The following is a 24,917-nucleotide window of genomic DNA, read 5'->3' as shown; positions in this document are numbered from 1 at the left end:
AAGGAGTAGGGATGCAATGACAGGCAAGCACTGGCTGGTCATCACCGCAGGCGCATTGCTGTTGCTCACCGAAGATGCCCAGGCGGCCATCAACGGGCAGATTCACGCCCGCCTGACCCTGATCGCCGGCTGCGAAGTGACCAATACATCCAGCCCCGCCAGCCCGGTAGGCGATTTCGGCAAACTCGATTTCGGCCAGCAGGGCCCGACCTGGAATGCTCCCATCAAGGCCAGCCTGGCCAACGACAGCAGCGGCAGGCTCAACGTGGCCTGCAACCCTTCAGTGACCGGTTTCACCGTGAGCATCGACGGCGGCACTCACGGCGACGGCAATACCCGTCGCCTGAGCAACGGTCGCCAGACCATCCCCTATCAACTGTTTCTCGATGCTTCGGGCAGCCAGAGCTACAGCATCGGCCAGCAACACAATTTCGCTGTCACCAGCGGCGCGCAGATACCCATCCCGGTATTTGGCTCGGTGGTGGCGAACACCCGTGCGGTACCGGCCGGTGTCTATACCGACACCCTGACGGTGACGCTCGATTGGTAAACCGTAGAGGAAGGACACCATGGGTACGATTGCATCAAGGATAGGTTTGTCGTTGCTCGGCCTGACGCTGGCCACCAGCGTCAATGCCGCTACCACGGTCACCGGTCAGATCACTTCCAGCCTGATCCTGATCAGCAGTTGCCAGGTCAACGGTTCCGGCGGTTCCACAGGCCTGAACTTCGGTGCCCTGAACTTCGGTACCGCCAACAGCCTGTTCACCACCGCGACCGGGCAGGTGCTGGGCGGCGGTGGCGGGGCGTTGTCGATTCTCTGCTCGGCCGGCACTACGCCGTCGGTCAAGGTGCGGGCCGGTGCTCATGACGGGTTGTCGCCCGGCGGCACCCGCGCGCTGTACGACGGTGTTGCCAACTATGTGCCCTACGACTTGTACACCGATGCCGGGCACTCGCAATTGCTGGCTATCGACGGCGTGATCAACCTCGCCGCCAGCACCGGCGTGGCGCAGACCGTGAACCTCTACGGTCAGGCGGTGGGCAAGGCCGGCCTGCCGGCGGGCACTTACACCGACACGATTTCCGTTGAGCTGACGTTCTAGTGCCATGGGCCGGCATGGTTGTGCGGCGCTGCTTCTGTTGTGCGCGGGGGTTGTGCCATTGCCGCTGGCGGCGGTGACCAGCCAGAGCTTTCAGGTCAGCGCGACGATCACACCGGGCTGCCTGGTGGTGGGGGGCGTGTCGAACTATGGCGGACTGAATTTCGGTTCGAGTTCGGCGCTGGCCACCGGCACGGTGCAAGTGGCATTGACCGGCGGCGTGCAGTTGCAATGCACGCCGGGGGTGACGCTGAACATGACGGTCGATGGCGGCCAGTACAACAGCGGCGGGCGGCGCATGCAGATCAGTGGCGGCAGCGCGAAGGTGGCGTATGCGCTGTTTCGCGATGCGGCCTACAGCCAGAGTCTGGGCATCGGTCAGAGCGTGGCAGTGGCTTATAGCGATGCGAACAACATCAGCCTGCCGATCTACGGTCAGGTGCAATTGCCGGGCAATCAGCCTGGGGGGACGTACAGCGACGTGTTGCAGGTGCAACTGTCGTGGTGATGAATGGCACAAGGAGCGGGTTTATGGGGGTTGTCTCGTCACGGCTGTTGCGGGCGGGTTGCGCAATGCTGGTGTTGGCTTCACTCGGAGCGGTCAAGGCGCAGGCGGCCAGTTCGGTGCTGATCTGGCCGATCGATCCGGTGCTCGAAGCCGATCAGCAGGCCAGCGCGTTATGGCTGGAAAATCGTGGCAGTGAAACCGCGAATCTGCAGATCCGCGTGTTTGGCTGGAGCCAGAACGGCTTCCAGGAGCAATACCAGAACCAGCGTGACGTGATCGGCAGTCCGCCCGTGGCGAAGATCGAGCCGGGGCAGAAACAACTGGTGCGCCTGACCCGGACCAAAGACGTGCCGCCCGGCCAGGAACTGGCCTACCGGATCATCATCGACGAAATTCCTTCGGCGCAGCCACCTGTCGCCGATGCAGGAAAGACGGCTGCGGCCATTCGCTTCCAGATGCGCTATTCGGTGCCCCTGTTTGCTTACGGTGCCGGCTTGTGGAGCAAGGAAGACACGACCCGACAGCGTGACCCCAAGGGCATCGGCCTGCCGCAATTGAGCTGGCGCACGGTCTCGGTCGACGGCAAACCCTATGTGGAAGTGCGCAACCAGGGCGCGGTGCATGCGCGGTTGACCGATGTCGCGCTCAAGCAGGGCGGGCAGAGCAAGCCGTTGGCGGAGGGGCTGTTGGGTTATGTGCTGCCCGGCGCGGTCATGCGCTGGCCGGCGCCGGGATCAACAACGGGAGAACTGGCCGGTCGGATCAATGGCGCGGCACAGGTACAGAGCATCGCTCCGGCGAAGTAAGGATTTCGGCCTGCGGGCCGGGTAGTGCGGGGCCGCCGGGCTAGCGATTGGCCGGCGGGCAGCAGCGGTTTCAGGAGGAACCAGTCCATTGACGGACGAAGCACGCTAATGAGCCCGGGATGGGCTCGCCGTATTCAGCGTCCGTTGTGGCTTGTCACCGGCGCGTGTTGCCTGATGTTCATTCATCCATCCGGGGCCGGCGAACTGCCGCCGCCTCCCAGCGGCATGGAGGCCGTCAGCGATGCACAGTTGTTCCTGGAACTGGTGGTTAACCAGATGAATACCGGACGCGTAGTGGCGGTGGAGCAGCGCGGCGGGCGGCTGTTCCTGCCGGCCAGCGTGTTGCGCGATACCGGCATGAAACTGCCCGAAAGTGCGGGGGGCGAGGTCGATCTCGACGGTCTGCCGGGGCTGCACAGCGACTACGACAGCGTCGGCCAGCGACTGCTGCTCGACGTGCCGCCGGACTGGCTGCCGGAGCAGTTCATCGGCAATCGTCAGGTCTATCCACGTACCCCGGCGCTGAGCAGTTTCGGCGCGCTGTTCAACTATGACCTGTACCTCAACGACACCGATGACGCGGGGACTTATCTGGCGGCGTGGAACGAGGTGCGGGTGTTCGACAGCTGGGGCACGCTGTCCAACACCGGGCAGTACCGGCGCACCTTGTCGGGGGATTCGGTCAGCACGCTGAGCAACGGTTATCTGCGCTACGACACTACGTGGCGCTATTCCGATGATGAACGGATGCTGACTTACGAGGCGGGGGACGTGGTCAGCGGCGCCTTGCCGTGGAGCAGTTCGGTGCGTCTGGGGGGCGTGCAGTTCTCCCGGGATTTTGCGGTGCGCCCGGATCTGGTGACTTATCCACTGCCGCAGTTCGCCGGTGAAGCGGCGGTGCCGTCCTCGGTGGATCTGTTCATCAACGGCTACAAGTCCAGCAGCACCGATTTGCAACCGGGCCCGTACACCCTGACCAACATCCCCTTCATCAACGGTGCGGGCGAAGCTGTGGTGGTGACCACCGATGCGCTGGGTCGGCAGGTATCGACCACCGTGCCGTTCTATGTCACCAGCAGCCTGTTGCAGAAGGGCTTGAGCGATTTCTCGATCAGCGCCGGTACGCTGCGCCGGGATTACGGGCTGAAGGATTTCAGCTACGGGCCGGGCGTAACGTCCGGCAGCCTGCGTTACGGCATCAGCGATAGTTTCACGCTGGAAAGCCACGCCGAAGCGGCCGATTCACTGACCCTCGGCGGACTCGGCGGCAATCTGCGGCTGGGCAATTTCGGGGTGCTCAACAGTGCGATCAGCCAGAGCCGTTTCGATGGTGACGGCGGTCAGCAATACAGCCTCGGTTATCAGTACAGCGCCCAGCGCTTCAGCTTTTCCTGGCAACGGTTGCAACGGCGTGACCAGTACGCCGACCTCACGGTGGTCGACAGTCCTTACACCAGCCTCAGCAAGCGCAGCGAGCAGGCGACCCTGAGCCTCAACCTTGAGCGCTGGGGCAGTCTGGGTGTCGGTTATTTCGATATCCGGGCGGCGGACGATTCCCGCACGCGGTTGCTCAACCTGAGCTGGAGCAAGCCGTTGTGGCGCAACAGCAGTTTCTACCTGTCGGCCAACCGCGAAATCGGCGACGCCAACTGGGCGGTGCAGGCGCAACTGGTGATCCCCTTCGACCTGCGCGGCAGCCTGGCCATCAGCAGCGAACGCAGCAAGACCGGGCAGACTCAACAACGCGTCAACTACAGCCGCGCCGTACCGTCCGAGGGCGGGGTGGGCTTCAACCTCGGTTACGCCAACGGCGACGGTCCTGATTACCGTCAGGCTGACGTGACGTGGCGTCTGCAATCGGTGCAGTTGCAGGCGGGTGTCTACGGCACTTCGGAGGCCGAAACCCGCTGGGCCGATGCCAGCGGTTCGCTGGTGTGGATGGACCATCAAGTGTTCGCGGCCAACCGCATCGATGATGCCTTCGTGGTGGTCAGCACCGACGGTTACGCGGATGTGCCGGTGCGTTACGAGAACCAGCAGGTCGGCCAGACCGATCGCAACGGCCATTTGCTGGTGCCGTGGAGCAGCGCCTACTACCGTGGCAAATATGAAATCGATCCGTTGAACCTGCCGGCCAACGTACGCAGCCCGAATGTCGAACAGCGCATTGCCGTGCGCCGTGGCAGTGGCTACCTGCTGGAGTTTCCACTGAGCCGGGTGATTGCCGCGAGCATCGTGCTGGTGGATGCGCAGCAACAGGAATTGCCGCTGGGCAGCGGCGTGCTGCATGAGGAGAGTGGCACGCGTACGGTGGTGGGCTGGGACGGACTGGTCTATCTGGAAAACCTGCAGGCGCAGAACTCGCTGAGGGTGACGCTGGCCGATGGCAAGACCTGTCAGGCGCAGTTCAAAGTTGACCTGCAACAGGATCAGATCCCGCTGATCGGGCCGCTGGTGTGTCAATGACGTGGGTACGGCTCTGCCTGTGGCTGGCACTGATGCTGCCGGGCGCGGCGCAGGCGCTGTGTTCGGTGGTTCCCACCACGCCGGCCGGGTTCGGCACGATCAGTTCGATTGCGGTGCGCACCACGTCGCAACCGAGCTCTACACTCAACGGAGGTCTGAGCTGCACCGGCTCGCTCTTGTCACTGTTGGCCAACAATGACCATTTCTGGGCCACGGTGACTTCGACTCAAAGCGGTCTGCTCGGGCCAACCGGTGATGTCATCAGCTACACGATATACGCCAACAACAGCACCAGTTACCCGCTGACCCGAGGCACGGCCTACGACTTCGCCCGCAACGGTATTATCGATGCGCTGGGATTGCTGGGCGGCACGGTGCCGAAAACCGTGCCGCTGTACTTCGGCACCACGATTGGCAGCAACGTGGCAGCCGGGGTGTACACCGAAACCCTGAGTATTTTCTGGAACTGGAATTACTGTTCGGGCATCGGGGTCGGGGGACTCTGCCTGGGCCGCGACATCAACAGCGGCACCACGACCCTGACGGTCAACCTGACCGTGTCCAACGATTGCACCATCACCGCGCCCAACATTGCCTTCGGCAGCGCACCGGTGATCAGCGCGTTTACCCCGGTGACCGGACAGACCATCAATCTGGCGTGCACCAAGGGCAGCGCCTACACCGTGGGTTTGGGCGACGGGCAGAACGCGATCAGTGTCGGTGGCCGACGGCGAATGATTTCGGGCAGCAACTATCTGGCCTACGACATTTTCAAAAGCGCCGGCACCACCCGCTGGGGCAGTGTCGGCGCAGCACGTCGGGCCAGCACCGATGCCGAGGTCAATCCCGGCAATGGCCTGGGCACCGGCAGCCAGATATTCAACTACAACGCGAAGATCTACACCGACCAGACCACGCCGCCCGCCGGCACCTATCTGGACAACGTGGTGCTGGATGTCGGCTTCTGAACCGGTCAGAAGCGCTCGGTGTGCTGGAGCAACGGCGCCGCCGGGGTATCGGTCGGGCTGACCATGGCGTAGTTGTAACCGTCGCCGGACCAGTACTCGGCCTGCAGATCCCCGTCGCGACGGCTACCCCGTGGCAGAAAGGTATTTTTCGGCCCTGGCGGGCGCACGTAGAAACTGACCTTGTGCCCGGTTTGATCCTCATACATGACCATCGCCGCCGGGCCTTCTTCGGTGCTCAGCAGGCGGCCGCTGACCGGTTGAAACCCGGCTGCCGTCAGGTCCGGCAGACGGTTGGCCTGCGTGAAGTAGCGGTCGAGCCAACGCTGCATGTCACCTGCGCCGCCGTCCTTGTAGTCCGCCGGCAGGATCCCTTGCTGAGCGATCAGGCGGTACGCCTGCAGGGCATCGCTCATCGGCGCTATCGAGCGCACGAGGGTCATTTCCCGGGCCTGCCAGCCACTGACACCGCCGAGGCTGACCGCTATCAGCAACACCGCCGCGCTGGCCCAGCGCCGGTGTGATCGATGCTTGAGCCGCTGGCGGATCAGCGCCGGGTCCAGATCCGGGTTGGCCGGTTGTTGCAACGCGCCACCGAGGGCCGCGCGCAGGTGCTGGGCATCCTGTTGCCAGGCGCGGATCAACGCGGCGTCGTCGGGGTGGCTGGCCAGCCAGTTTTCCAGCACACGCCGGTCGGCGTCGCTGAGCTGGTGGTCGATGTAGGCGTGCAAATCACGCTCGCTGGGGGGCAGGCTGATCATTTGAGTATCCGCAAGGAAGGGCTGCTGATTTCGCCGTCGCTGAGCTGGCGCAAAGCCTGGCGGGCGCGGGACAGGCGCGACATCACGGTGCCGGTGGGGACGTCGAGAATCTCGGCGACCTCCTTATAGGTCAAGCCTTCCACCGACACCATCAACAGCAGGGCGCGTTGCTCGGTGGGCAGGCGATCGAAGGCTTGCAGGGTTGACTGGGCAATGACGGTGCGTTCTACCGAGGGTTCGGCGTCATCGCGGCCGGTGAAGAATTCGAGCATCCGGGCGTAGCGCCGGGAACGTCGGTGCGCATCGAGGAACTGGCGGTACAGGATCGAAAACAGCCACGCGCGCAGATCGCCCTCGGCGCGCTTGTCACCCCAACTGGAGAGGGCACGTTCAAGGCTGGCCTGGACCAGATCGTCGGCGCTGCTGGCGTTGCGCGTCAACGACACGGCAAAGCGCCGCAATCTGGGAATGATTTCTCTCAGTTGTTCGTCGAATTCGCTCATGAAGCTCTGCTAGTCACTACGCTGTGGACTAGGAAGACGCCCGGTATTCGAGGTTATTCCACGTTCGGAAAAATAAATACCGGGCCGTGGAATAAATCCTGATGGCGTGCGTCTTGCTGATTCTTCCTACTTGTGGCCGATGGCCCTGGAGTCTTTCATGGTTGATCGCAGCTCACCGCCCGGCGGCCCACAACGCCCGCCATTGAGTGCCGCGAGCCTGGTGTTGCGTCTCGGCGGTATCGCCGTGGTTGTCGCAGCCGTGGCCGGGGCGTTTGCCTACGTTCACGGTAACTTTGACCCGCAGCGACTGACGCCCAAGGCGTTGGTCGATGTGCTGGAAAAGAATAACGGCGTGCATCCGGGGTTTCGTCGCAATCACGCCAAGGGTGTTTGCGTCATCGGCCATTTCGAAAGCAGTGGCGAGGCGCGTCCTTACTCTGTCGCGCAGGTGTTCAATGAACCACGTACTCCGGTAGTCGGGCGGTTCGCGCTGCCGGCGGGTAATCCTTATGCACCGGACAGCGCCGTACCGATTCGTAGCCTGGCGCTGCGTTTCACTCAGGCCAACGGCCAGCAGTGGCGCACCGGGATGAACAGCATGCCGGTTTTTCCGGTCGGCACACCCGAGGCTTTCTACCAGTTGCAGCAGGCGCAATCGCCGGATCCCGCCACAGGTAAACCGGATCCGGCCAAGGTGCCGGCATTTTTTGCTGCCCATCCGGAAGCCGTGCCGTTCCTGACCTGGGTGAAGACGGCCAAACCTTCGGCCAGCTACGTGACCGAGACTTACAACAGTGTGAACGCGTTCTATCTGGTCGACGCGAGCGGCAAGAAGCAGGCCGTGCGCTGGAGCATGGCGCCGTTGGCCCAGGATGCAGCGGGCGCTACGGCGCCGGAAGGTAGCGATTTTCTCGAGAAGGACTTGGTGCAGCGTCTGGCCGAAGGGCCGCTGCGCTTTCAGTTGAATATCACGTTGGCCAACGCTGACGATCCGGTGAACGATGCGAGCAAGACCTGGCCCGCCGGCCGCAAGATGTTGAACGCCGGCACCCTGGTGCTGGAAAAGACCCAACCGCAACTCAGTGGCGAATGCCGCGACATCAACTACGACCCACTGGTCCTGCCTGCCGGGATTGAAGGCTCCGACGACCCGTTGCTCGCCGCTCGTTCAGCCGGTTACGCCGATTCCTACCTGCGTCGCACCAGCGAAGTCAGTCAATTGCCCACTGGCAAACAGGAGGCACGCCCATGAGAACGCCACCGACGCATTTCAATCCGCTGGCGCGACTTCTGCACTGGCTGATGGCACTCATGATCATCGCCATGTTGTTCATCGGGGCCGGCATGGTCACTTCGGTGTCGGCGCGGCATGAATGGCTGATCAACCTGCACAAGCCGCTGGGTATCGCGATCCTGTTGCTGGTGATCGTGCGCATTCTGGTGCGACTGGGCACGCGTCAGCCGCCGCTGCCGGAGGATCTGCCGGGCTGGCAGGTGATGGCGGCCAAGGCATCGCACCTGTTGCTGTACGCCTTGATGCTGGTGTTGCCACTGCTGGGCTGGGCGATGATCAGCGCGGCGGGGGATCCGGTAATGCTTGGCCATTCGTTGCAATTGCCGTCGATCCTGCCGGCAGATGCCCAAGTGTTTGCGCTGTTGCGCAAGGCGCACGGTTATCTGGCGTATCTGTTGTTTCTGACGGTGTTGCTCCACCTGGCGGCAGCGCTGTTCCATGGTTGGGTGCGCCGCGACGAGGTGCTCGACAGCATGCTGCGGGGACGTAATCGCAACTGACCGCAGACGTTAATCCGGCGTGGCGAGTGTGCACATCTGCTCGCCACGTTTTTGCGGTGCCAATGTTCGCCACCAATACAGCAGCGCGATGATGTTGATTCCAGCACCCAGCCAGCAGACGCCCGGCCATCCTGCCCAGGCGTACATGGCCGTCGAGGCGATTGAGCCCAGGGCGCTGCCAATCGAGTAAAACAGCATGTAGCCGGCAGTCAGACGGCTCTGTGCTTCTGGGCGGACGCTATAGATCATGCTCTGGCTGGTGACATGCACGGCCTGCAAGCCCAGATCCAGGGTGATCACGCCGAGCAACAGCGCCCACAATGAGGATTGGGTGAATGCAATTGGCAGCCACGAACCAAGCATCAGCAGCAATGAAAGTCCGCTGACCCATTGCCCTAGACCTCGATCCGCCAGGTGTCCGGCTCTTGCTGCGGCCAATGCGCCAGCCGCGCCGGCCAGTCCGAACAGTCCGATTTCGCTGTGGGAAAGTGACAGCGGCGGGGCGGCCAACGGCAAAACCATCGGCGTCCACAGGACCATGGCACTGGCGAAGGTCAGCAGGGCCAGAATCGCCCGTTGCCGTAGTACTGGTTCCTCTCGAAACAGGCTGAACACCGAGGTAATCAACGCGGCGTAGGAGGTTGCCGGTTGCGGGCTCTCGTCCTTGGGCAGCACGCGAAACAGCAGCATTGCCATGACCAGCGTCAGCCCCGCCGACAACAGATAAATCGCCCGCCAACCGGCCAGATCCGCCATCCCGCCCGCCACGGTGCGTGCGAGCAAGATGCCGACCACGATGCCGCTGGTGATCACGCCGACGACACGACCGCGTTGCGCCGGAATGGCCAGGGTTGCGGCATAGGCCACCAGCACCTGAGTCACGACAGCGAGCAAGCCGGTCAGGGTCATGCCGATCAGCAGCCAGGTGCTGTTGGTTGCCAGCGCGATCAACAGCAAGGCTGCAGCCGCCAGCAGGGTTTGCGTGACAATCAAGCGTCGGCGGTTGAGCAGATCGCCGAGCGGCACGAGCAAGACCAGCCCGATGCCGTAGCCGACCTGGGTCAACGTGATGACGATGCCGATGCTCGCGGGCGACAGGTTGAAGGCGTCAGCCATGGCGTCCAGCAGCGGTTGGGCGTAATACACGTTGCCCACGGCCAGACCGCAGGCGATGGCGAACAGCAGTACCACGCCACTGCCGAGATTTTGCGCGTTCATGTCCTGATTCCTTTTCTGGTTTCAAATGGAAACTGGAATGACGGTAAGTAATCTGGTTTTGTTTTGCAACCTGATTGGGAAAAAGTGCGGCGCAAAAAAAAGATCGCAGACAGGGCTGCGATCTTTCATGGGGCGAGAAACAGGGGGGATCAGCGCAGGGTGTCGACCATGTCGGCGATAGTGGTCAGCACGTCCTTGCCCAATTGTTTCGAGCGTTGGCCCGACCAACCGGTGAGCGGGTTCGGCGCATCGTCGTGATCCTTGAACGGCATTTCCAGGGTCAACGACAGGCAGTCGAATTTCTGACCGACGCTGTTGCAGGCCAGGGTCATGTTGGCCTGACCCGGTTCGTCGCGGGTGTAGCCGTACTTGGTCTGGAAGTCTTTGGTGGTGTGTTTCAGATGGCTGCGGAAGTGCTCTTCGAGCTTCTCGATCCGAGGGGAGTAGCCCGGGTTGCCTTCGCATCCGGCGGTGAATACGTGGGGAATTTCTTCGTCGCCGTGTACGTCGAGGAACAGATCGACGCCGTACTTTTCCATCTGCTGCTGTACGAAAAGGACTTCCGGGCTGACTTCCTGACTCGCGCTCTGCCAGGCGCGGTTCAGGTCCTGGCCCATGGCGTTGGTGCGCAGATGGCCATGGAACGCGCCGTCCGGGTTCATGTTCGGCACCAGGTACAGATCGGCACTTTCCAGCAGTTTGTTCAGCACTGGATCGTTGTGATGTTCCAGACGCTCGATCACGCCCTCCATGAACCACTCGGCCATGTGTTCGCCGGGATGCTGCTGGGCGATGATCCAGATCTTGCGTCGGCCTTCGGCGCCGGTGCCTTTGCGAAGCAGTTGGATGTCGCGGCCTTCGACGCTTTTGCCAGTGGCCAGCAGTTCGGTGCCGGCCTTGGTCAGCGCTTGCTCGATCAGCCAGTCATGACGGCCACGGCTGTAAGGTTCGAAGTAGGCAAACCAGGCGTGGGTCTGTTCGGCTTCAAGGCAGAAGCGCAGGCTGTCGCCTTCGAATTGGGTCGGAATGCGGAACCAGTTGACGTGGTCGTAGGAAGCGACGGCCTGATAGCCGGTCCAGGCCTTGTTGTAGGAAGACTGGCTGGCGTTGACCAGGCGGAACCAGTGTTCCTGATGAACATGCAGGCCGCTGGCCTTGAAGTGGAACCACTGGAAATGAGCGCTGCGGGTATCTGGCCGAATTGCCAGAACCGGGTTGAGCGGGTTGCTGATGTCGATGACTTGGATGTTGCCGCTGTCGAAGTTGGCGCTGATGTCGAACGAAGATTTGGCCACGGTCATAATCGGTTCCTGAATATGATTTTTATGGCGGCTACTTTACACGCAAGACAGGGGTGAAACCGAGGGAAATTGCGGGGTGTGGCGGGGGGCGTCTTCCATGACGCGGGTGCAGCTTAGTAGCTGTGCGATTGATTCTCAAGTGCTAATTGGCATTACTTTTCCCCAATGCGGACGGGGTTCCCTTGCCAAGCGATATTCTTTTGATATTATCCGCGCCACCGAATTTGTAGCACCCAAAGACTTCATTAGCCTGAAGCCAAAAGCCAGAAAACTGGCAAAAAAAAGACCCGGCAAAAAGCCGGGTCAAAAACCGTGATTAGCCTGATGAGGAGATAGTCCAGAAGACCGACCTAAGGTCTCTGGTCCATCGACTGATCTCGCGACCAGCTGCTTGCAATAATAATCATTATCATTTGCAAGTCAAACGTTTTTATCTGCTCGATTGGAAAATTCTTTCCTGTCCGTCTTTAGCGAACACCGCCGTCCAGCGAGTGATCGACCATCGCCCGTGCCATGTCCACCATGTGCACGACCGAAAACGCCAGATCCCGACTGACGCCCTGCAAGCCGTCTGCAGCCTTGAATGCCGTGGCCGCCGCACATCGCAGCAAATCCGAGGCGTGGACCAGGGATTCTTCGCCACTCAAATTACTGTTCACGCCGAAAAAACGCTCTTCCACTTCCTGTTCTGACACGGCCGGTTTCAAGTAATAGTCCAATGCCCGCTGCGCGGCAGCGCAACCCTGTGGAGACTTGAAAGTGGTGTCCATTTGAAGGTCGGGCAGGTCGTTGCTGGTGATGTTCATGGTGAAAGGTCACTCCTTGGTCGATTCAAATCCGTGACTCAAGAATAGTACCTAGAGTATTTGTGACCAGAATTTAAATACTACAATATGTGTTTTGCCGGCCGAAGGCGGGCACGTATGGTGCCGCACATGGATAAATGGATTGAGTTGGTCAAGGCCAAAATGAGTGAACTCAACGTCACTCAAGTCGAGCTCGGCGAGCGCGTCGGCATGTCTCAGGGCGGTATCGGCCATTGGCTGAACAAACGCCGTGAGCCCGGTATCACGCAGATGAACCGTGTGCTGAAAGCGCTGGGCATGGAGTATCTCGAAGTCGCGGTGGTGATCCGCGAACCGCAAGTCGACAAGGACGACGAAATGCCGCTGGCGCAGAAGTACAACCCTTATTTCCGCTACCCGGTCAGCGACTGGAAAGCCCCTATCGAGGCCCGTGAAGCCCAACCGGTCTATTCGAGCGGCAAGGACAAGCGACGTTTCGAACTGACGGATTACCACGCCCGTGGCCCGGCGTTCTGGCTCACAGTGGTGGGCAATTCGATGACCGCGCCCACCGGGCAGAGCATCGGCGAGGGCATGCTGATTCTGGTGGATCCGGCGCTGGAGGCAGAACCCGGAAAACTGGTGATCGTCCAATGGCCGGACAGCGATGAAGCGATTTTCCGCAAACTGGTCGAAGAGGGCGGCCAGCGTTACCTGGTACCGCTCAATCCGACCTGGCCGAAAGCATTGTTCACCGACGAGTGCCGAATTATCGGTGTCGTGGTTCAGGCATCGGCCAAATACTAGTCAGATCGATCCTCGCCAGGCGTAGGATCGATCCACCTTTCACACCTCTTCCAGTTCGACCAGTGCGCTGCCTTCGCTGACCATTTCACCTTCCTGGCAATACAGCGCCTTGATCACGCCGGCATGGGGCGCGCGGATGCTGTGCTCCATCTTCATCGCTTCCAGCACCACCAGTTGTGCGCCGGCTTCAACCGATTGGCCGGCCTCCACCAGCACCCGCACGATGCTGCCGTTCATCGGCGCGGTCAGGCCGCCCTGATGACTGTGGCTGGCTTCGACAGCGCTGATCGGGTCGTACGTTTCAATACGCCGCAACTCGCCGTCCCATTGCAGATACAGAACCTCTCCACGACGAATCGCACGCAACTGACGACGCAAACCATCACGCTCGATCACCAATTGCTCGCCGATCAGTTTTGCACTGCCGCCAGCACCGAGCGTCAACGCCCGATCCTGCCCCTCGCAACTCAAATGCAGCGTGATTTCCCGTGGCAACCCTGCGCGCAAACCGCTGTGCAGTGCCCAAGGCGAAGCCGGATCATCCACCCGAGCCGTCCCCGACAGGCTCTGCGCAAAAGCCTGCGCCGCCGCATCCCAGAACTCATCGCTCAGCGCAGCAGGCGCTGGCAGTAACTGTTCCTGATAACGCGGAATGAACCCGGTATCCAGTTCCGCCGCCGCGAACGCCGGATGACCGATGATCCGCCGCAGGAAGTTGATGTTGGTCCTCAAGCCGCCAATCGCAAACTCATCGAGCATGCTCAGCAGCCGCAAACGCGCCTGCTCACGATCCTCGCCCCAGGCAATCAGCTTGCCGAGCATCGGGTCGTAGAAAGGCGAAATCTCATCGCCTTCCTCAACGCCACTGTCCACGCGGCGCCCCGGCCCGGCGGCGGATTCGCGGTACAGCTCCAGACGCCCGGTGGCTGGCAGGAAATCATTCGACGGATCTTCCGCATACAACCGCACTTCAATCGCATGCCCGTTCAGCGGCACCTGATCCTGAGTGATCGGCAACGCCTCACCACGGGCGACGCGAATCTGCCAGGCCACCAGATCGAGCCCGGTGATGGCTTCGGTGACCGGATGCTCGACCTGCAACCGCGTGTTCATCTCCATGAAGAAGAATTCGCCGCGAGCGTCCAGCAAAAACTCCACAGTGCCGGCGCCGACATAACCGATGGCCTGCGCCGAACGCACTGCCGCTTCGCCCATGGCCCGGCGTAATTCCGGACTCAGACCCGGTGCCGGAGCTTCTTCGACCACTTTCTGGTGACGACGCTGAATCGAGCAGTCGCGCTCATTCAGATACAGGCAGTTGCCGTGCTGATCGGCAAACACCTGGATTTCCACATGACGCGGCTTGAGCAGGTATTTCTCCACCAGCATCCGCGAATCGCCGAAAGAAGACTGCGCTTCACGCTGAGCCGAGGCGAGGGCTTCCGCCAGTTGGCTGACATCCTCAACCACTTTCATGCCCTTGCCGCCACCGCCGGCAGTGGCCTTGAGCAGCACCGGATAGCCAATGCGCTCGCAAGCATCGCGGAATGTGTCCAGATCCTGGGCTTCGCCGTGATAACCCGGCACCAGCGGCACGCCGGCGGTTTCCATCAGCGCTTTGGCGGCGGATTTGCTGCCCATCGCGTCGATGGCCGAGGCCGGCGGGCCGAGGAAAATCAGGCCGGCCGCTTCGATGGCACGGGCAAACCCGGCGTTCTCTGACAGAAAGCCATAACCCGGATGAATCGCCTGAGCGCCGCTGGCCTTGGCCGCCGCGATCAGTTTGTTGATTTGCAGATAACTGTCGGCCGCTTTGCTGCCGCCCAGATCGACACGAATATCCGCTTCGCGGCTGTGCCGCGCTTCACGGTCGGTGGCGCTGTGCACGGCGACGGTGGTCAGGCCCAGCGCCTTGGCAGTGCGCATGACCCGGCAAGCGATTTCGCCACGGTTGGCCACCAGCAGGGTGGTGAGAACAGGTGCGCTCATCAACGCGGCTCCTTGGTGGTGGTTGCGGCTTGCCAGCTCGGCGGACGCTTCTGCAGAAAGGCCCGCAGACCTTCCTGGCCTTCCGGGCTGACGCGGATGCGGGCGATGGCGTTTTCGGTGTAGCGGCGCAGGGCCGGGGTCAGTGCGCCGTTGCCGACTTCACGCAGCAGATCCTTGCTGGCGCGCATGGCGGCGGGGCTGTTGAGCAGCAGGTTGTCGATCCATTGTTCGACTTTCTGTTCAAGCTCGGTCGCCGGATAGCTCTCGGACAATAGACCGATTTCCCGCGCCCGCTGCCCGCCGAAACGCTCGGCCGTCAGCGCATAACGCCGTGCCGCGCGCTCGCCGATGGCTTGCACCACGAACGGACTGATCACCGCTGGTGCCAGGCCAATGCGCACTTCCGACAGGCAGAACTGCGCGTCATCGGCGCCAATCGCCATGTCGCAGCAACTGATCAGACCCAGCGCGCCGCCGAACGCCGCGCCTTGCACCACGGCCACGGTCGGGATTTTCAGTTTGGCGAGGTTGTACATCAGCTCCGCCAGTTCCCGGGCGTCGTCGAGGTTGGTGTGGTAATCGAGTTCGGCCGATTGCTGCATCCAGGCCAGATCGGCGCCGGCGCTGAAGTGTTTGCCGCGTCCGCGCACCAGCAGAAAACGCAGGCTGGCGTCGCTGGCAACCTTGTCCAGCGCCAGGATCAGTTCGCGGATCATCTCGGCGTTGAATGCGTTGTTCTTTTCTTCGCGGCTCAGCCACAGGGTCGCGAAACCCCGTGGATCGCTCTGTAATTCGAGGGTGTTGAAGTCGCTCATGAGGTTCTCCCGATCACATCCGGAACACGCCGAAGCGGCTCGGTTCGATAGGCGCGTTCAACGACGCGGACAAGGCCAGGGCCAGCACATCGCGGGTCTGCGCCGGGTCGATGACGCCGTCGTCCCACAGCCGTGCGCTGGAATAGTAGGGGTGACCCTGTTCTTCGTACTGGTCGAGAATCGGTTGCTTGATCTCGCTTTCCTGCTCGGCACTGAACGCCTGACCGCTGCGTTCGGCCTGCTCGCGCTTGACCTGAACCAGCACGCCGGCCGCCTGTTCGGCACCCATCACGCCAATCCGCGCGTTCGGCCACATCCACAGGAAACGCGGATCATAGGCCCGCCCGCACATGCCGTAGTTACCGGCGCCAAAGCTGCCACCAATGATCACGGTGAATTTCGGCACCTTGGCGCAGGCCACGGCGGTAACCAGTTTCGCACCGTGTTTGGCGATGCCGCCGGCCTCGTATTTCTGGCCGACCATGAAGCCGGTGATGTTCTGCAGGAACAGCAACGGGATGCCGCGCTGGCAGGCCAGTTCGATGAAGTGCGCGCCTTTTTGCGCGGCTTCGGCGAACAGGATGCCGTTGTTGGCGAGGATCGCGATCGGGTAGCCGTGCAGATGGGCGAAACCGCATACCAGCGTGGTGCCGAACAAGGCCTTGAATTCATCGAACACCGAACCGTCGACCAGTCGCGCAATCACTTCACGCACGTCGAACGGCTGTTTGGCGTCCGCCGACACCACACCGTACAACTCGTCGCTGGCGTACAGCGGCGCAATCGGTGCGCGCTGCTGCACTTCGCCGAGCTTGCGCCAGTTGAGGTTGGCGACGCTGCGGCGGGCGAGGGCGAGGGCGTGCTCATCGCTTTCGGCGTAGTGGTCGGCGACCCCGGAAATCTTGCAATGCACATCGGCCCCGCCGAGGTCTTCGGCGCTGACCACTTCACCGGTCGCTGCTTTCACCAGCGGCGGGCCGGCGAGGAAGATCGTCGCCTGATTGCGCACCATGATCGCTTCGTCAGCCATCGCCGGCACATAAGCCCCGCCCGCGGTGCACGAGCCCATGACCACGGCAATCTGCGGAATGCCCATGGCGCTCATGTTGGCCTGGTTGAAGAAGATCCGCCCGAAGTGCTCGCGATCCGGGAACACTTCGTCCTGACGCGGCAGGTTGGCGCCGCCCGAGTCCACCAGATAGATGCACGGCAGGCGATTTTGCTGGGCGATGGTCTGGGCGCGCAGGTGTTTCTTCACGGTCAACGGATAGTACGAGCCACCTTTCACCGTCGCATCGTTGGCGACGATCATGCATTCGACGCCTTCCACGCGGCCGATGCCGGCAATCACGCCGGCGGCCGGCACGTCTTCGCCATACACGGCGTGGGCGGCCAATTGACTGATTTCCAGAAACGGCGAGCCCGGATCGAGCAAGCGGTTGATCCGCTCACGCGGCAGCAGTTTGCCCCGCGAGGTGTGCCGTTCCTGAGCTTTCGCGCCGCCGCCCTGAGCCACTTGGGCGAGCAGGGTGTGCAGGGCGTCGACCTGTTTGAGCATCGCCGTGCTGTTGGCGGCGAACTCCGCTGAACGGGGGTTGAGCTGGGTATGCAGGATAGCCATGGACAGCTCCGTTTAGCGGGTTTCGTTGAACAGTTCGCGACCGATCAGCATGCGACGGATCTCACTGGTACCGGCACCGATTTCGTACAGCTTGGCGTCACGCAGCAGACGGCCGGCCGGGAATTCGTTGATGTAACCGTTACCGCCGAGAATCTGGATTGCGTCGAGGGCCATTTGCGTGGCGCGTTCGGCGGTGTAGAGGATCACACCGGCGGCGTCCTTGCGCGTGGTTTCGTTGCGCTCGCAGGCCTGGGCCACGGCGTAGAGGTAGGCACGGCTGGCGTTGAGCTGGGTGTACATGTCGGCGACTTTGCCCTGGATCAGCTGGAATTCGCCGATGCTCTGGCCGAACTGTTTGCGGTCGTGGATGTACGGCACGATCAGGTCCATGCACGACTGCATGATTCCGGTCGGGCCACCGGACAGCACGACGCGCTCGTAATCGAGGCCGCTCATCAGCACTTTCACGCCGCCGTTGAGTACGCCGAGGATGTTTTCTTCCGGTACTTCGACGTCATCGAAGAACAGCTCGCAAGTGTTGGAGCCGCGCATGCCGAGCTTGTCGAACTTGTTGCTGCGGCTGAAGCCTTTCCAGTCGCGCTCGACGATAAATGCGGTGATGCCGTGGGGGCCTTTTTCCAGGTCGGTCTTGGCGTAGATCACGTAGGTGTTGGCGTCGGGGCCGTTGGTGATCCAGGTCTTGCTGCCGTTGAGCACGAAACGGTCGCCGCGTTTATCGGCGCGCAGTTTCATCGAAACCACGTCGGAACCGGCGTTCGGCTCGCTCATCGCGAGTGCGCCGACGTGTTCGCCGCTGATCAGCTTCGGCAAATATTTGGTTTTCTGTTCGTGGTTGCCGTTGCGGTTGATCTGGTTCACGCAGAGGTTGGAGTGAGCGCCGTAGGACAACGCCACCGAAGCCGAGCCACGGCTGATTTCTTCCATTGCCACGACGTGCGCCAGGTAACCCAGGCCCGCGCCGCCGTACTCTTCCGGCACGGTGATTCCGAGCAGGCCCATGTCACCGAACTTGCGCCACAGATCGGCGGGGAACAGGTTGTCGCTGTCGATCTGCGCGGCACGCGGGGCGATCTCTTTGGCGACAAAGGACTGAACCTGATCGCGCAGCATGTCGATGGTTTCGCCGAGGGCAAAGTTCAGGGATGGGTAGCTCATGGGTCACCTTTTGGCTTTTTTGTAGGGCGGGGAGGGCGGCGGTTTGGCTCTCACCTTTACGTTAACGTAAGCCTGTGACGAATGGCTGTCAATCACCCTTTACGTTAACGTCAACTTGAGCGAGAGTAGGGCCAGTTCTGAATGGTCGGAGCTCATATGGCTCCGGTCCAACACCCACTAATAAAGACAATAGGGGTCGTCATGGATCAACCCAGTGCAAACCCGCAGCGCAGCTACACCCGTGGTTCCCAGGACAAAGCCTTGCTGGCGATGACCATCGGGCAGAAGTTCGACGAGACCGTCGCGCAGTACCCGGACGGCGAGGCGCTGGTGGTGCGCCATCAGCAGCAGCGTTACACCTGGCGGCAACTGGCCGATGCGGTGGACGTGCATGCCAGAGCCCTGCTGGCGTTGGGTTTGCAGGCCGGTGACCGGCTCGGCATCTGGGCGCCGAACTGCGCGCAGTGGTGCATCACTCAGTTCGCCACCGCGAAAATCGGCGTGATTCTGGTCAACATCAACCCGGCCTACCGCAGCTCCGAACTCGAATACGTGCTCAAGCAATCGGGTTGCCAATGGCTGGTCTGCGCCGGTGCCTTCAAATCTTCGAACTATCACGGCATGTTGCAAGGCTTGCTGCCGGAACTGGCCCAGCAATCCATCGGCGAACTGCGCAGTGAGCGCCTGCCGGAGCTGCGCGGGTTGATCAGCCTTGATCCGCAGCCGCCTTCGGGTTTTCTCCCGTGGTCGCAACTGGCAGATCTGGCCGCCAGTGTCTCTCCAGAACAATTGCGTGAACGCAGCGACAGCCTGCACTTCGATCAACCCGTCAACATCCAGTACACCTCCGGCACCACCGGTTTCCCCAAGGGCGCGACCCTCAGTCACTACAACATCCTCAACAACGGTTACATGGTCGGCGAAAGCCTCGGCCTGACCGCCGCCGATCGCCTGGTGATCCCGGTGCCGCTGTATCACTGCTTCGGCATGGTCATGGGCAACCTCGGCTGCATCACCCACGGCAGCACCATGATTTATCCGAACGATGCCTTCGATCCTCTGCTGACCCTGAACACCGTCGCCGAAGAAAAGGCCACGGGGCTGTACGGCGTACCAACCATGTTCATCGCCATGCTCGATCAGCCGCAACGCGCCGAGTTCGATCTGTCGACCCTGCGCACCGGAATCATGGCCGGCGCCACTTGCCCGATCGAGGTGATGCGCCGGGTCATCAGCGAAATGCACATGAGTGAAGTGCAGATCGCCTACGGCATGACCGAAACCAGCCCCGTGTCCCTGCAGACCGGCCCATCGGACGAACTGGAACTGCGCGTCACCACCGTCGGCCGCACGCAGCCGCAACTCGAAAGCAAAATCATCGACGAGGCCGGCAACCCGGTGCCACGCGGCACCATCGGCGAACTGTGCACCCGTGGCTACAGCGTGATGCTCGGCTACTGGAACAACCCGCAGGCCACCGCTGAAGCCATCGACGCGGCGGGCTGGATGCACACCGGCGACCTGGCGAGCATGAATGACGAGGGTTACGTCTGCATCGCCGGCCGTAACAAGGACATGATCATCCGTGGCGGCGAAAACATTTACCCGCGCGAACTGGAAGAGTTCTTCTTCACCCACCCGGCGGTGGCGGACGTGCAGGTGATCGGCATTCCCTGCTCGCGTTACGGCGAGGAAATCGTCGCCTGGATCAAATTCCATCCCGGCCACAGCGCCACCGAACAAGAACTGCAAGCGTGGTGCAAGGAGCGCATCGCTCACTTCAAGACGCCGCGGTACTTCAAGTTTGTGGAGGAGTTTCCGATGACGGTGACGGGCAAGATCCAGAAATTCCGGATGCGCGAGATCAGTATTGAGGAGTTGCGTAGCAACGAGGGCTGACACAGTTTCAACGTTCTATATCGATCAGAGCCTTCGAAGCCAGGGCACGGACCCTGGCTTCGAAAGCGGCGCTTATTGCTTTACCTCTACATTTTCCAACGCCTGATTCACTGCCAACTCACCCAACATCACCACTTGCGCAATACCCAACAGGGTCTTGCGGTTCGGTCCTTCCAGCAGGCCGGCAAAGTCACCGAGCATGACCGTGGCTGACGCGAGAGATTCGCAGGCGTTGGCCAGCAAGGACTCCGTGTCAATTTGCGGGTTGACCATGAACATGTCGTTTGGGGTGTAAGGCGTGGCCATGATCTTGGCTGTCGGGGTCAGGTAATAGTCGAGGGCGCGTTCGGCGGCGTCATGGAGTTTTCTTGAATCGGGAAATTCGTAGGGGGACACCGGATCTTCTAACGGTGGAATGACGGTCGTGGACATCAGCTAAAACTCCGGACAAGAGTCGCTTGAGGATTTGTGTAGACGGCTGCCAGGCAGTGAGGGGACAAGCCCCTCACCGAGGCGGCAACTACCGCGAGACGTGATGGTTATCCAGCACACGATTGACCAGCAGCTCACTCAGCATGATGACCTGCTGCAGTATCTGCATCGCCTTGCGCTGCGACGGATCGACGGTGTCGCCAATATCCCGGGCCATGTCACTGGCCGACGACAGCGTTTCGCACGCTTCGACCAGCAGCGTTTCGTCATCCACCGTTGGATTGACCAGATAGATCCTGCCGGGCTTGCGCGATGGCTTGGACGTCTTCTGCGCCCCGGGATCGAGGTAATGATTGATCGCCCGCTCGGTTGCCGTTTTTATGTTTTCGGCTTCGAGTGCGGCGTCGTAGGGGATTGAATCGGTTTCTGGCGGGTTTGGTGTGGCTTTGAACATACGTGTAACTCCTATCGCAGACTTCAAGGAGCCATCACCCACGCTACCAAACGATGGGTGGCGGCCATACGCGGGTTGGTAGACCGGCTGCAATAGGAACCCGGCGCTCACGAATGAGCCCCACGCATGACCACCATAAAACAGAGCCCCAAAAAGGGACTGCAGTCGGTGTTGCCATACAGCTATTACAGACGGGCTACCAAACCCGATCACTGTTTTTCAGTGACAGGGAAACGATATAGCCCGCCCCATAGCCGCGTAAGCCGGCGGATTCTGGCGTACGCGTAGGCAACGACGCAAGGTGTTGTAGCCCTTATGGCGTAACGGTTCGTGTATTTTAAACGCCCGTGCGCCGTCGTGTTTACACACAGCGAAAGCCGTGAATCCTTAGTGATTTAGATGGGGTTGCCAGCATGTGAGTGGCTGGAAGTCGAGGCGCGTGAAACCATGCAGAGTGAGCGCTTATAGGAAAATCGAGATGGGGGGAGGAGATCCGTCGCGGACAATTTCAAAACGTCAGACAGCACAAAGGGGAGCCGAAGCTCCCCTTTAATTTTGTCGTCGCGTGCTCTTTTTTATTATTGAGGGGCGGTCTGTTGTTGTTTTTGGCAACCGTGGCCCTTTACCGCTGTTTTTGGCGACCCCCATCCGGGGTCAAGAGCAAACGTATTTTTTTGAGCGCTGATCTGCTTTCTCGCTAAGCGATCCAACCGATTCGGGAGCTACCTGAAGGTAGTTTTATTGTTCTCTGCCCGGTTGCGGGTCATTCCGAGGAACACCCTGAAAAGCACACCTTCTCCAAAAAAATCTGTTAGCTGCGTCTCTGCCGTGTTGTTTTTGTTATGTCAGAGTCGGTACGTCTTATTTTTATTGGTTTGCTGCTTTTTATTCTTGTTATGCCATAGAGATAGCAGAAGCCGTGCCAACTTTTAAAAATCCATGCAAATCAATGGCTTGAGATTTTTGAAGGATTTTTCCTTCAGGCAAAACCAGACAATTTGTTTCCGTGTTACTCGCCTATGCCCACGTTTCGGACACAGCGGTAACACCTTTGCCCTCACTGTGCGCTACGGGCCTTGGCCACGCGCGAACCGGTCGCGCGACCCAGCACGGCACTGATCTGCTGGCCGGCGGCAATCAAGGCGTCGAGGTCGATACCGGTCTCAATGCCCAGGCCGTTGAGCAGGTAAACCACGTCTTCGGTGGCGACGTTACCGCTGGCGCCTTTGGCGTACGGGCAGCCGCCGAGGCCGGCGATAGAGCTGTCGAATACCGCGATGCCTTCCAGCAGGCTGGCATAGATGTTGGCCATGGCCTGGCCGTAGGTGTCGTGGAAGTGGCCGGCGAGTTTCTCTCGCGGCACCTGCTTCGAAACCACTTCGAACAGGCGACGGGTCGCGCCAGCGGTGCCGGTGCCGATGGTGTCACCCAGCGACACTTCGTAGCAGCCCATCGCGTACAGCTCGCGGGCCACCATGGCCACTTGTTCCGGCGCGACCTCGCCTTCATAAGGGCAGCCGAGCACGCAGGACACGTAACCGCGCACGGTAACGCCGTGCTGTTTCGCCGATTCCATGATTGGCGCGAACCGCGCCAGGCTTTCGCTGATCGAGCAATTGATGTTGCGTTGCGAGAACGCTTCGGATGCAGCTGCAAACACCGCGACTTCCTTGACCCCGGCGGCCAGCGCGTCTTCAAAGCCGCGCAGGTTCGGCGCCAGTGCGCCGTAGGTCACGCCGGGCTTGCGCTGGATCTGCGCGAATACGTCGGCGGAACCGGCCATCTGCGGTACCCACTTGGGCGAGACGAAACTGCCGACTTCTATATAACCAAGACCGGCAGCGCTCAACGCGTCGACCAGTTGCACCTTGTCGGCGACGCTGATGGGCTGGGCTTCGTTCTGCAGGCCGTCACGGGGGCCGACTTCGATCAGGCGTACTTGGGAGGGGAGGGACATGGCGTTGACCTGTTGTAATTGTCGGGAGGCTACTGCGCGACTTGCTGACTCTTGAGCGTCTGCTCCAGCGCCTGCACGCAGCGTTCTTCGGCGGTGTCGAGTTCCAGCTTCATCTGTTCGATGTCCAGCAGTTGCTGCTCGAGCTGTTCCCGACGTTCGCTGATTTTCGCCAGCATGCTGTTGAGTTGTTTGGTGTTACCGCTGGAAGGGTCGTAGAGCTCGATCAGCTCGCGGCACTCGGCCAGGGAAAAACCGATGCGCTTGCCCCGCAGGATCAGCTTCAGGCTGACCTTGTCGCGCGGCGAATAGATGCGTTCCTGGCCTCGGCGCTCGGGGCTGAGCAGGCCTTGTTCTTCATAGAAGCGGATCGCCCGGGTGGTGATGTCCAGCTCGCGGGCGAGGTCGGAAATGCTGTAGGTCTGGCTGCTCATGAAAGCGCTCGAAATAAGGTCTTGGCGCTAAGCTAATGGCAGGTTGACGTTTACGTCAAGTAGCGGGCGCCTGCAGCTTGTCGAGCTTCTTCTCGTGCGCCGTCACTTGCTGGCACAGCTCGATCATCTGCTCGCGCATCCAGCGGTTGGCCGGGTCCTGATCGGTGCTTTCGTGCCAGTACAAATGGGTTTCAACCGGCGGCACATCGTTGACCGGCAGATTGAACGCGTGCAGGTCATGGCGTCGGGCGAAACGCTCCGGCACGGTCATCACCATGTCGGTCTGCTGCAACACCTGGGACGCCATCAGATAGTGCTGCGAGCGCAGGGCGATCTTGCGCTGGATGCCCATTTTGCCCAGCGCCAGATCGACGTGGCCCAGGCCACTGCGACGGCTGGAAATATGAATGTGGGTCAGCGACAGGTAATCGTCGAGGGTGAATTTTTCCTTGGTTGCCAGCGGATGACCCTTGCGCATCGCGCAGACGTAACGGTCTTCCATCAGCTTGACGTGGCGCACCTGCGGGTCGGTGTTGAGCGGCGCATCCACCGCAAAGTCGAGGCGCCCGGCGGCCAGCTCCTTGGTGGTTTCCCGGCGTTTGGACAGGAAGCTTTCGATGATCACCGTCGGCGCCAGGCGACGCAGGCGCTGGAACAGTGGCGGCAGAATCACCGCTTCGGTCAGGTCGGTCATGCTGATGCGGTAGGTCTTGACCGCTTGCGAAGGGTTGAAAATGCGGCTTTCCTGAACCGACACCCGCAACAGCGACAGCGCGTTACGCACCGGGCCGATGATGTTCTGCGCCATGGGCGTCGGCACCATGCCCTGGGCCGTGCGTACGAAGAGCGGGTCGTTGAAGGTCTCGCGCAACCGCGCCAATGCGTTGGACACCGCCGGCTGGGTAATGCCGACAATCTGCCCGGCGCGGGTCAGGTTGGCTTCGGTGTAGATCGCGTCGAAGACGATGAAAAGGTTGAGGTCGACCTTGCTCAGATTCATTACGCGGCTCTCTTTTTATAGGTGGATGGCGCGGGTCAGGGCGGCCAGGAAAATCAACCAATCATATATCGGTGATGAATGTTTATACACGCCGAGAATAGGCTAGGTAAATTATCAGCGCTGTTC

General features: G+C 61.1%; 25 protein-coding genes. 11 read left to right on the top strand and 14 right to left on the bottom strand.

Annotation, left to right across the window (positions count from 1 at the left end):
• Positions 1–16: 16 nt before the first annotated feature.
• The 6 genes from IF189_RS18170 (at position 17) to IF189_RS18145 (ending at position 5,851) form a co-directional block, all read left to right on the top strand.
• Positions 17–550, top strand: a complete 534-nt coding sequence (locus IF189_RS18170) for a spore coat U domain-containing protein (protein WP_085712451.1) — start codon at positions 17–19, stop codon at positions 548–550.
• A 19-nt stretch (positions 551–569) separates the two neighbouring features.
• Positions 570–1,106, top strand: coding sequence for a spore coat U domain-containing protein (locus IF189_RS18165; protein WP_134827413.1), 537 nt, complete (start codon positions 570–572; stop codon positions 1,104–1,106).
• Between the two features lie 4 nt (positions 1,107–1,110).
• Positions 1,111–1,611, top strand: a complete 501-nt coding sequence (locus tag IF189_RS18160; protein ID WP_134827412.1) for a spore coat U domain-containing protein — start codon at positions 1,111–1,113, stop codon at positions 1,609–1,611.
• A 23-nt stretch (positions 1,612–1,634) separates the two neighbouring features.
• Positions 1,635–2,417, top strand: a complete 783-nt coding sequence (locus IF189_RS18155; protein ID WP_134827411.1) for a molecular chaperone — start codon at positions 1,635–1,637, stop codon at positions 2,415–2,417.
• A gap of 108 nt (positions 2,418–2,525) precedes the next feature.
• On the top strand, positions 2,526–4,883 hold the full coding sequence (locus IF189_RS18150; RefSeq protein WP_192552026.1) for a fimbria/pilus outer membrane usher protein: 2,358 nt from the start codon (positions 2,526–2,528) through the stop codon (positions 4,881–4,883).
• Positions 4,880–5,851, top strand: a complete 972-nt coding sequence (locus tag IF189_RS18145) for a spore coat protein U domain-containing protein (protein ID WP_192552025.1) — start codon at positions 4,880–4,882, stop codon at positions 5,849–5,851. Before IF189_RS18150 ends, IF189_RS18145 begins: the two co-directional genes overlap by 4 nt.
• A gap of 5 nt (positions 5,852–5,856) precedes the next feature.
• On the opposite strand, the gene IF189_RS18140 is transcribed toward IF189_RS18145, so the two are convergent.
• Together IF189_RS18140 and IF189_RS18135 are read right to left on the bottom strand one after the other, a co-directional pair.
• Positions 5,857–6,609 carry an anti-sigma factor family protein gene (locus IF189_RS18140; protein ID WP_192552024.1) on the bottom strand — a complete coding sequence of 251 codons (753 nt, stop codon included), beginning with the start codon at positions 6,607–6,609 and terminating at the stop codon, positions 5,857–5,859.
• A complete protein-coding gene (locus IF189_RS18135; RefSeq protein WP_085712444.1) occupies positions 6,606–7,112 on the bottom strand; it encodes an RNA polymerase sigma factor in 507 nt (168 codons plus the stop codon). Before IF189_RS18135 ends, IF189_RS18140 begins: the two co-directional genes overlap by 4 nt.
• Positions 7,113–7,269: 157 nt before the next feature.
• Between IF189_RS18135 and IF189_RS18130 the strand changes: the two genes are divergently transcribed.
• Together IF189_RS18130 and IF189_RS18125 are read left to right on the top strand one after the other, a co-directional pair.
• A complete protein-coding gene (locus tag IF189_RS18130) occupies positions 7,270–8,364 on the top strand; it encodes a catalase family peroxidase (protein ID WP_134827407.1) in 1,095 nt (364 codons plus the stop codon).
• Positions 8,361–8,906: a cytochrome b gene (locus IF189_RS18125; protein ID WP_114884090.1), complete on the top strand. Its 546-nt coding sequence runs from the start codon at positions 8,361–8,363 to the stop codon at positions 8,904–8,906. The genes IF189_RS18130 and IF189_RS18125 overlap by 4 nt, the downstream gene beginning before the upstream one ends.
• A 9-nt stretch (positions 8,907–8,915) precedes the next feature.
• Here the strand turns inward: IF189_RS18125 and IF189_RS18120 are convergent, their stop codons facing one another.
• Both IF189_RS18120 and IF189_RS18115 read right to left on the bottom strand, forming a co-directional pair.
• A complete protein-coding gene (locus IF189_RS18120) occupies positions 8,916–10,124 on the bottom strand; it encodes an MFS transporter (protein WP_134827406.1) in 1,209 nt (402 codons plus the stop codon).
• A 149-nt stretch (positions 10,125–10,273) separates the two neighbouring features.
• The gene (locus IF189_RS18115) at positions 10,274–11,425 is read right to left on the bottom strand and encodes a M14-type cytosolic carboxypeptidase (RefSeq protein WP_134827405.1); all 1,152 of its coding nucleotides are present in this window, start codon (positions 11,423–11,425) and stop codon (positions 10,274–10,276) included.
• 97 nt (positions 11,426–11,522) lie between these two features.
• On the opposite strand from IF189_RS18115, the gene IF189_RS18110 reads away from it, so the two are divergent.
• Positions 11,523–11,741 carry a hypothetical protein gene (locus tag IF189_RS18110; RefSeq protein ID WP_192552023.1) on the top strand — a complete coding sequence of 73 codons (219 nt, stop codon included), beginning with the start codon at positions 11,523–11,525 and terminating at the stop codon, positions 11,739–11,741.
• Between the two features lie 151 nt (positions 11,742–11,892).
• Here the strand turns inward: IF189_RS18110 and IF189_RS18105 are convergent, their stop codons facing one another.
• Positions 11,893–12,231: a DUF6124 family protein gene (locus IF189_RS18105; RefSeq protein ID WP_114884082.1), complete on the bottom strand. Its 339-nt coding sequence runs from the start codon at positions 12,229–12,231 to the stop codon at positions 11,893–11,895.
• 129 nt (positions 12,232–12,360) lie between these two features.
• Between IF189_RS18105 and IF189_RS18100 the strand changes: the two genes are divergently transcribed.
• A complete protein-coding gene (locus tag IF189_RS18100; RefSeq protein ID WP_192552022.1) occupies positions 12,361–13,017 on the top strand; it encodes a LexA family protein in 657 nt (218 codons plus the stop codon).
• 39 nt (positions 13,018–13,056) lie between these two features.
• On the opposite strand, the gene IF189_RS18095 is transcribed toward IF189_RS18100, so the two are convergent.
• The 4 genes from IF189_RS18095 to IF189_RS18080 are packed head-to-tail and all read right to left on the bottom strand — an operon-like array spanning position 13,057 to position 18,618.
• Positions 13,057–15,006, bottom strand: a complete 1,950-nt coding sequence (locus IF189_RS18095) for an acetyl/propionyl/methylcrotonyl-CoA carboxylase subunit alpha (protein WP_192552021.1) — start codon at positions 15,004–15,006, stop codon at positions 13,057–13,059.
• Positions 15,006–15,821, bottom strand: coding sequence for a gamma-carboxygeranoyl-CoA hydratase (locus IF189_RS18090; RefSeq protein ID WP_085712437.1), 816 nt, complete (start codon positions 15,819–15,821; stop codon positions 15,006–15,008). Before IF189_RS18090 ends, IF189_RS18095 begins: the two co-directional genes overlap by 1 nt.
• Positions 15,822–15,834: 13 nt before the next feature.
• Positions 15,835–17,442 carry a carboxyl transferase domain-containing protein gene (locus tag IF189_RS18085; protein ID WP_192552020.1) on the bottom strand — a complete coding sequence of 536 codons (1,608 nt, stop codon included), beginning with the start codon at positions 17,440–17,442 and terminating at the stop codon, positions 15,835–15,837.
• A 12-nt stretch (positions 17,443–17,454) separates the two neighbouring features.
• Positions 17,455–18,618: an isovaleryl-CoA dehydrogenase gene (locus IF189_RS18080; RefSeq protein WP_064597789.1), complete on the bottom strand. Its 1,164-nt coding sequence runs from the start codon at positions 18,616–18,618 to the stop codon at positions 17,455–17,457.
• Positions 18,619–18,819: 201 nt separating this feature from the next.
• Between IF189_RS18080 and IF189_RS18075 the strand changes: the two genes are divergently transcribed.
• On the top strand, positions 18,820–20,517 hold the full coding sequence (locus IF189_RS18075) for an AMP-binding protein (RefSeq protein ID WP_192552019.1): 1,698 nt from the start codon (positions 18,820–18,822) through the stop codon (positions 20,515–20,517).
• 72 nt (positions 20,518–20,589) lie between these two features.
• Here IF189_RS18075 and IF189_RS18070 read toward each other — a convergent pair whose 3' ends face one another.
• The 5 genes from IF189_RS18070 to IF189_RS18050 form a co-directional block, all read right to left on the bottom strand.
• Positions 20,590–20,949, bottom strand: coding sequence for a DUF6124 family protein (locus IF189_RS18070; protein ID WP_192552018.1), 360 nt, complete (start codon positions 20,947–20,949; stop codon positions 20,590–20,592).
• Between the two features lie 88 nt (positions 20,950–21,037).
• Entirely contained in the window at positions 21,038–21,403 is a 366-nt protein-coding gene (locus IF189_RS18065; protein WP_179694406.1) for a DUF6124 family protein, read from the bottom strand.
• A gap of 1,057 nt (positions 21,404–22,460) precedes the next feature.
• Positions 22,461–23,360 (bottom strand): hydroxymethylglutaryl-CoA lyase, encoded by a 900-nt coding sequence (locus IF189_RS18060; protein ID WP_192552017.1) that lies wholly within the window; start codon positions 23,358–23,360, stop codon positions 22,461–22,463.
• 29 nt (positions 23,361–23,389) lie between these two features.
• Positions 23,390–23,791, bottom strand: coding sequence for a MerR family transcriptional regulator (locus IF189_RS18055; RefSeq protein ID WP_007951507.1), 402 nt, complete (start codon positions 23,789–23,791; stop codon positions 23,390–23,392).
• 55 nt (positions 23,792–23,846) lie between these two features.
• The gene (locus IF189_RS18050; RefSeq protein ID WP_011334997.1) at positions 23,847–24,791 is read right to left on the bottom strand and encodes a LysR family transcriptional regulator; all 945 of its coding nucleotides are present in this window, start codon (positions 24,789–24,791) and stop codon (positions 23,847–23,849) included.
• Positions 24,792–24,917 lie beyond the last annotated feature (126 nt).

Origin of the sequence: Pseudomonas sp. IzPS59 (genome assembly GCF_014863505.1) — a bacterium.
Lineage (GTDB): Bacteria > Pseudomonadota > Gammaproteobacteria > Pseudomonadales > Pseudomonadaceae > Aquipseudomonas > Aquipseudomonas kribbensis.
The sequence above is the reverse complement of the archived record's forward strand: the minus strand, read 5'-3'. Positions and strand labels throughout refer to the sequence as shown.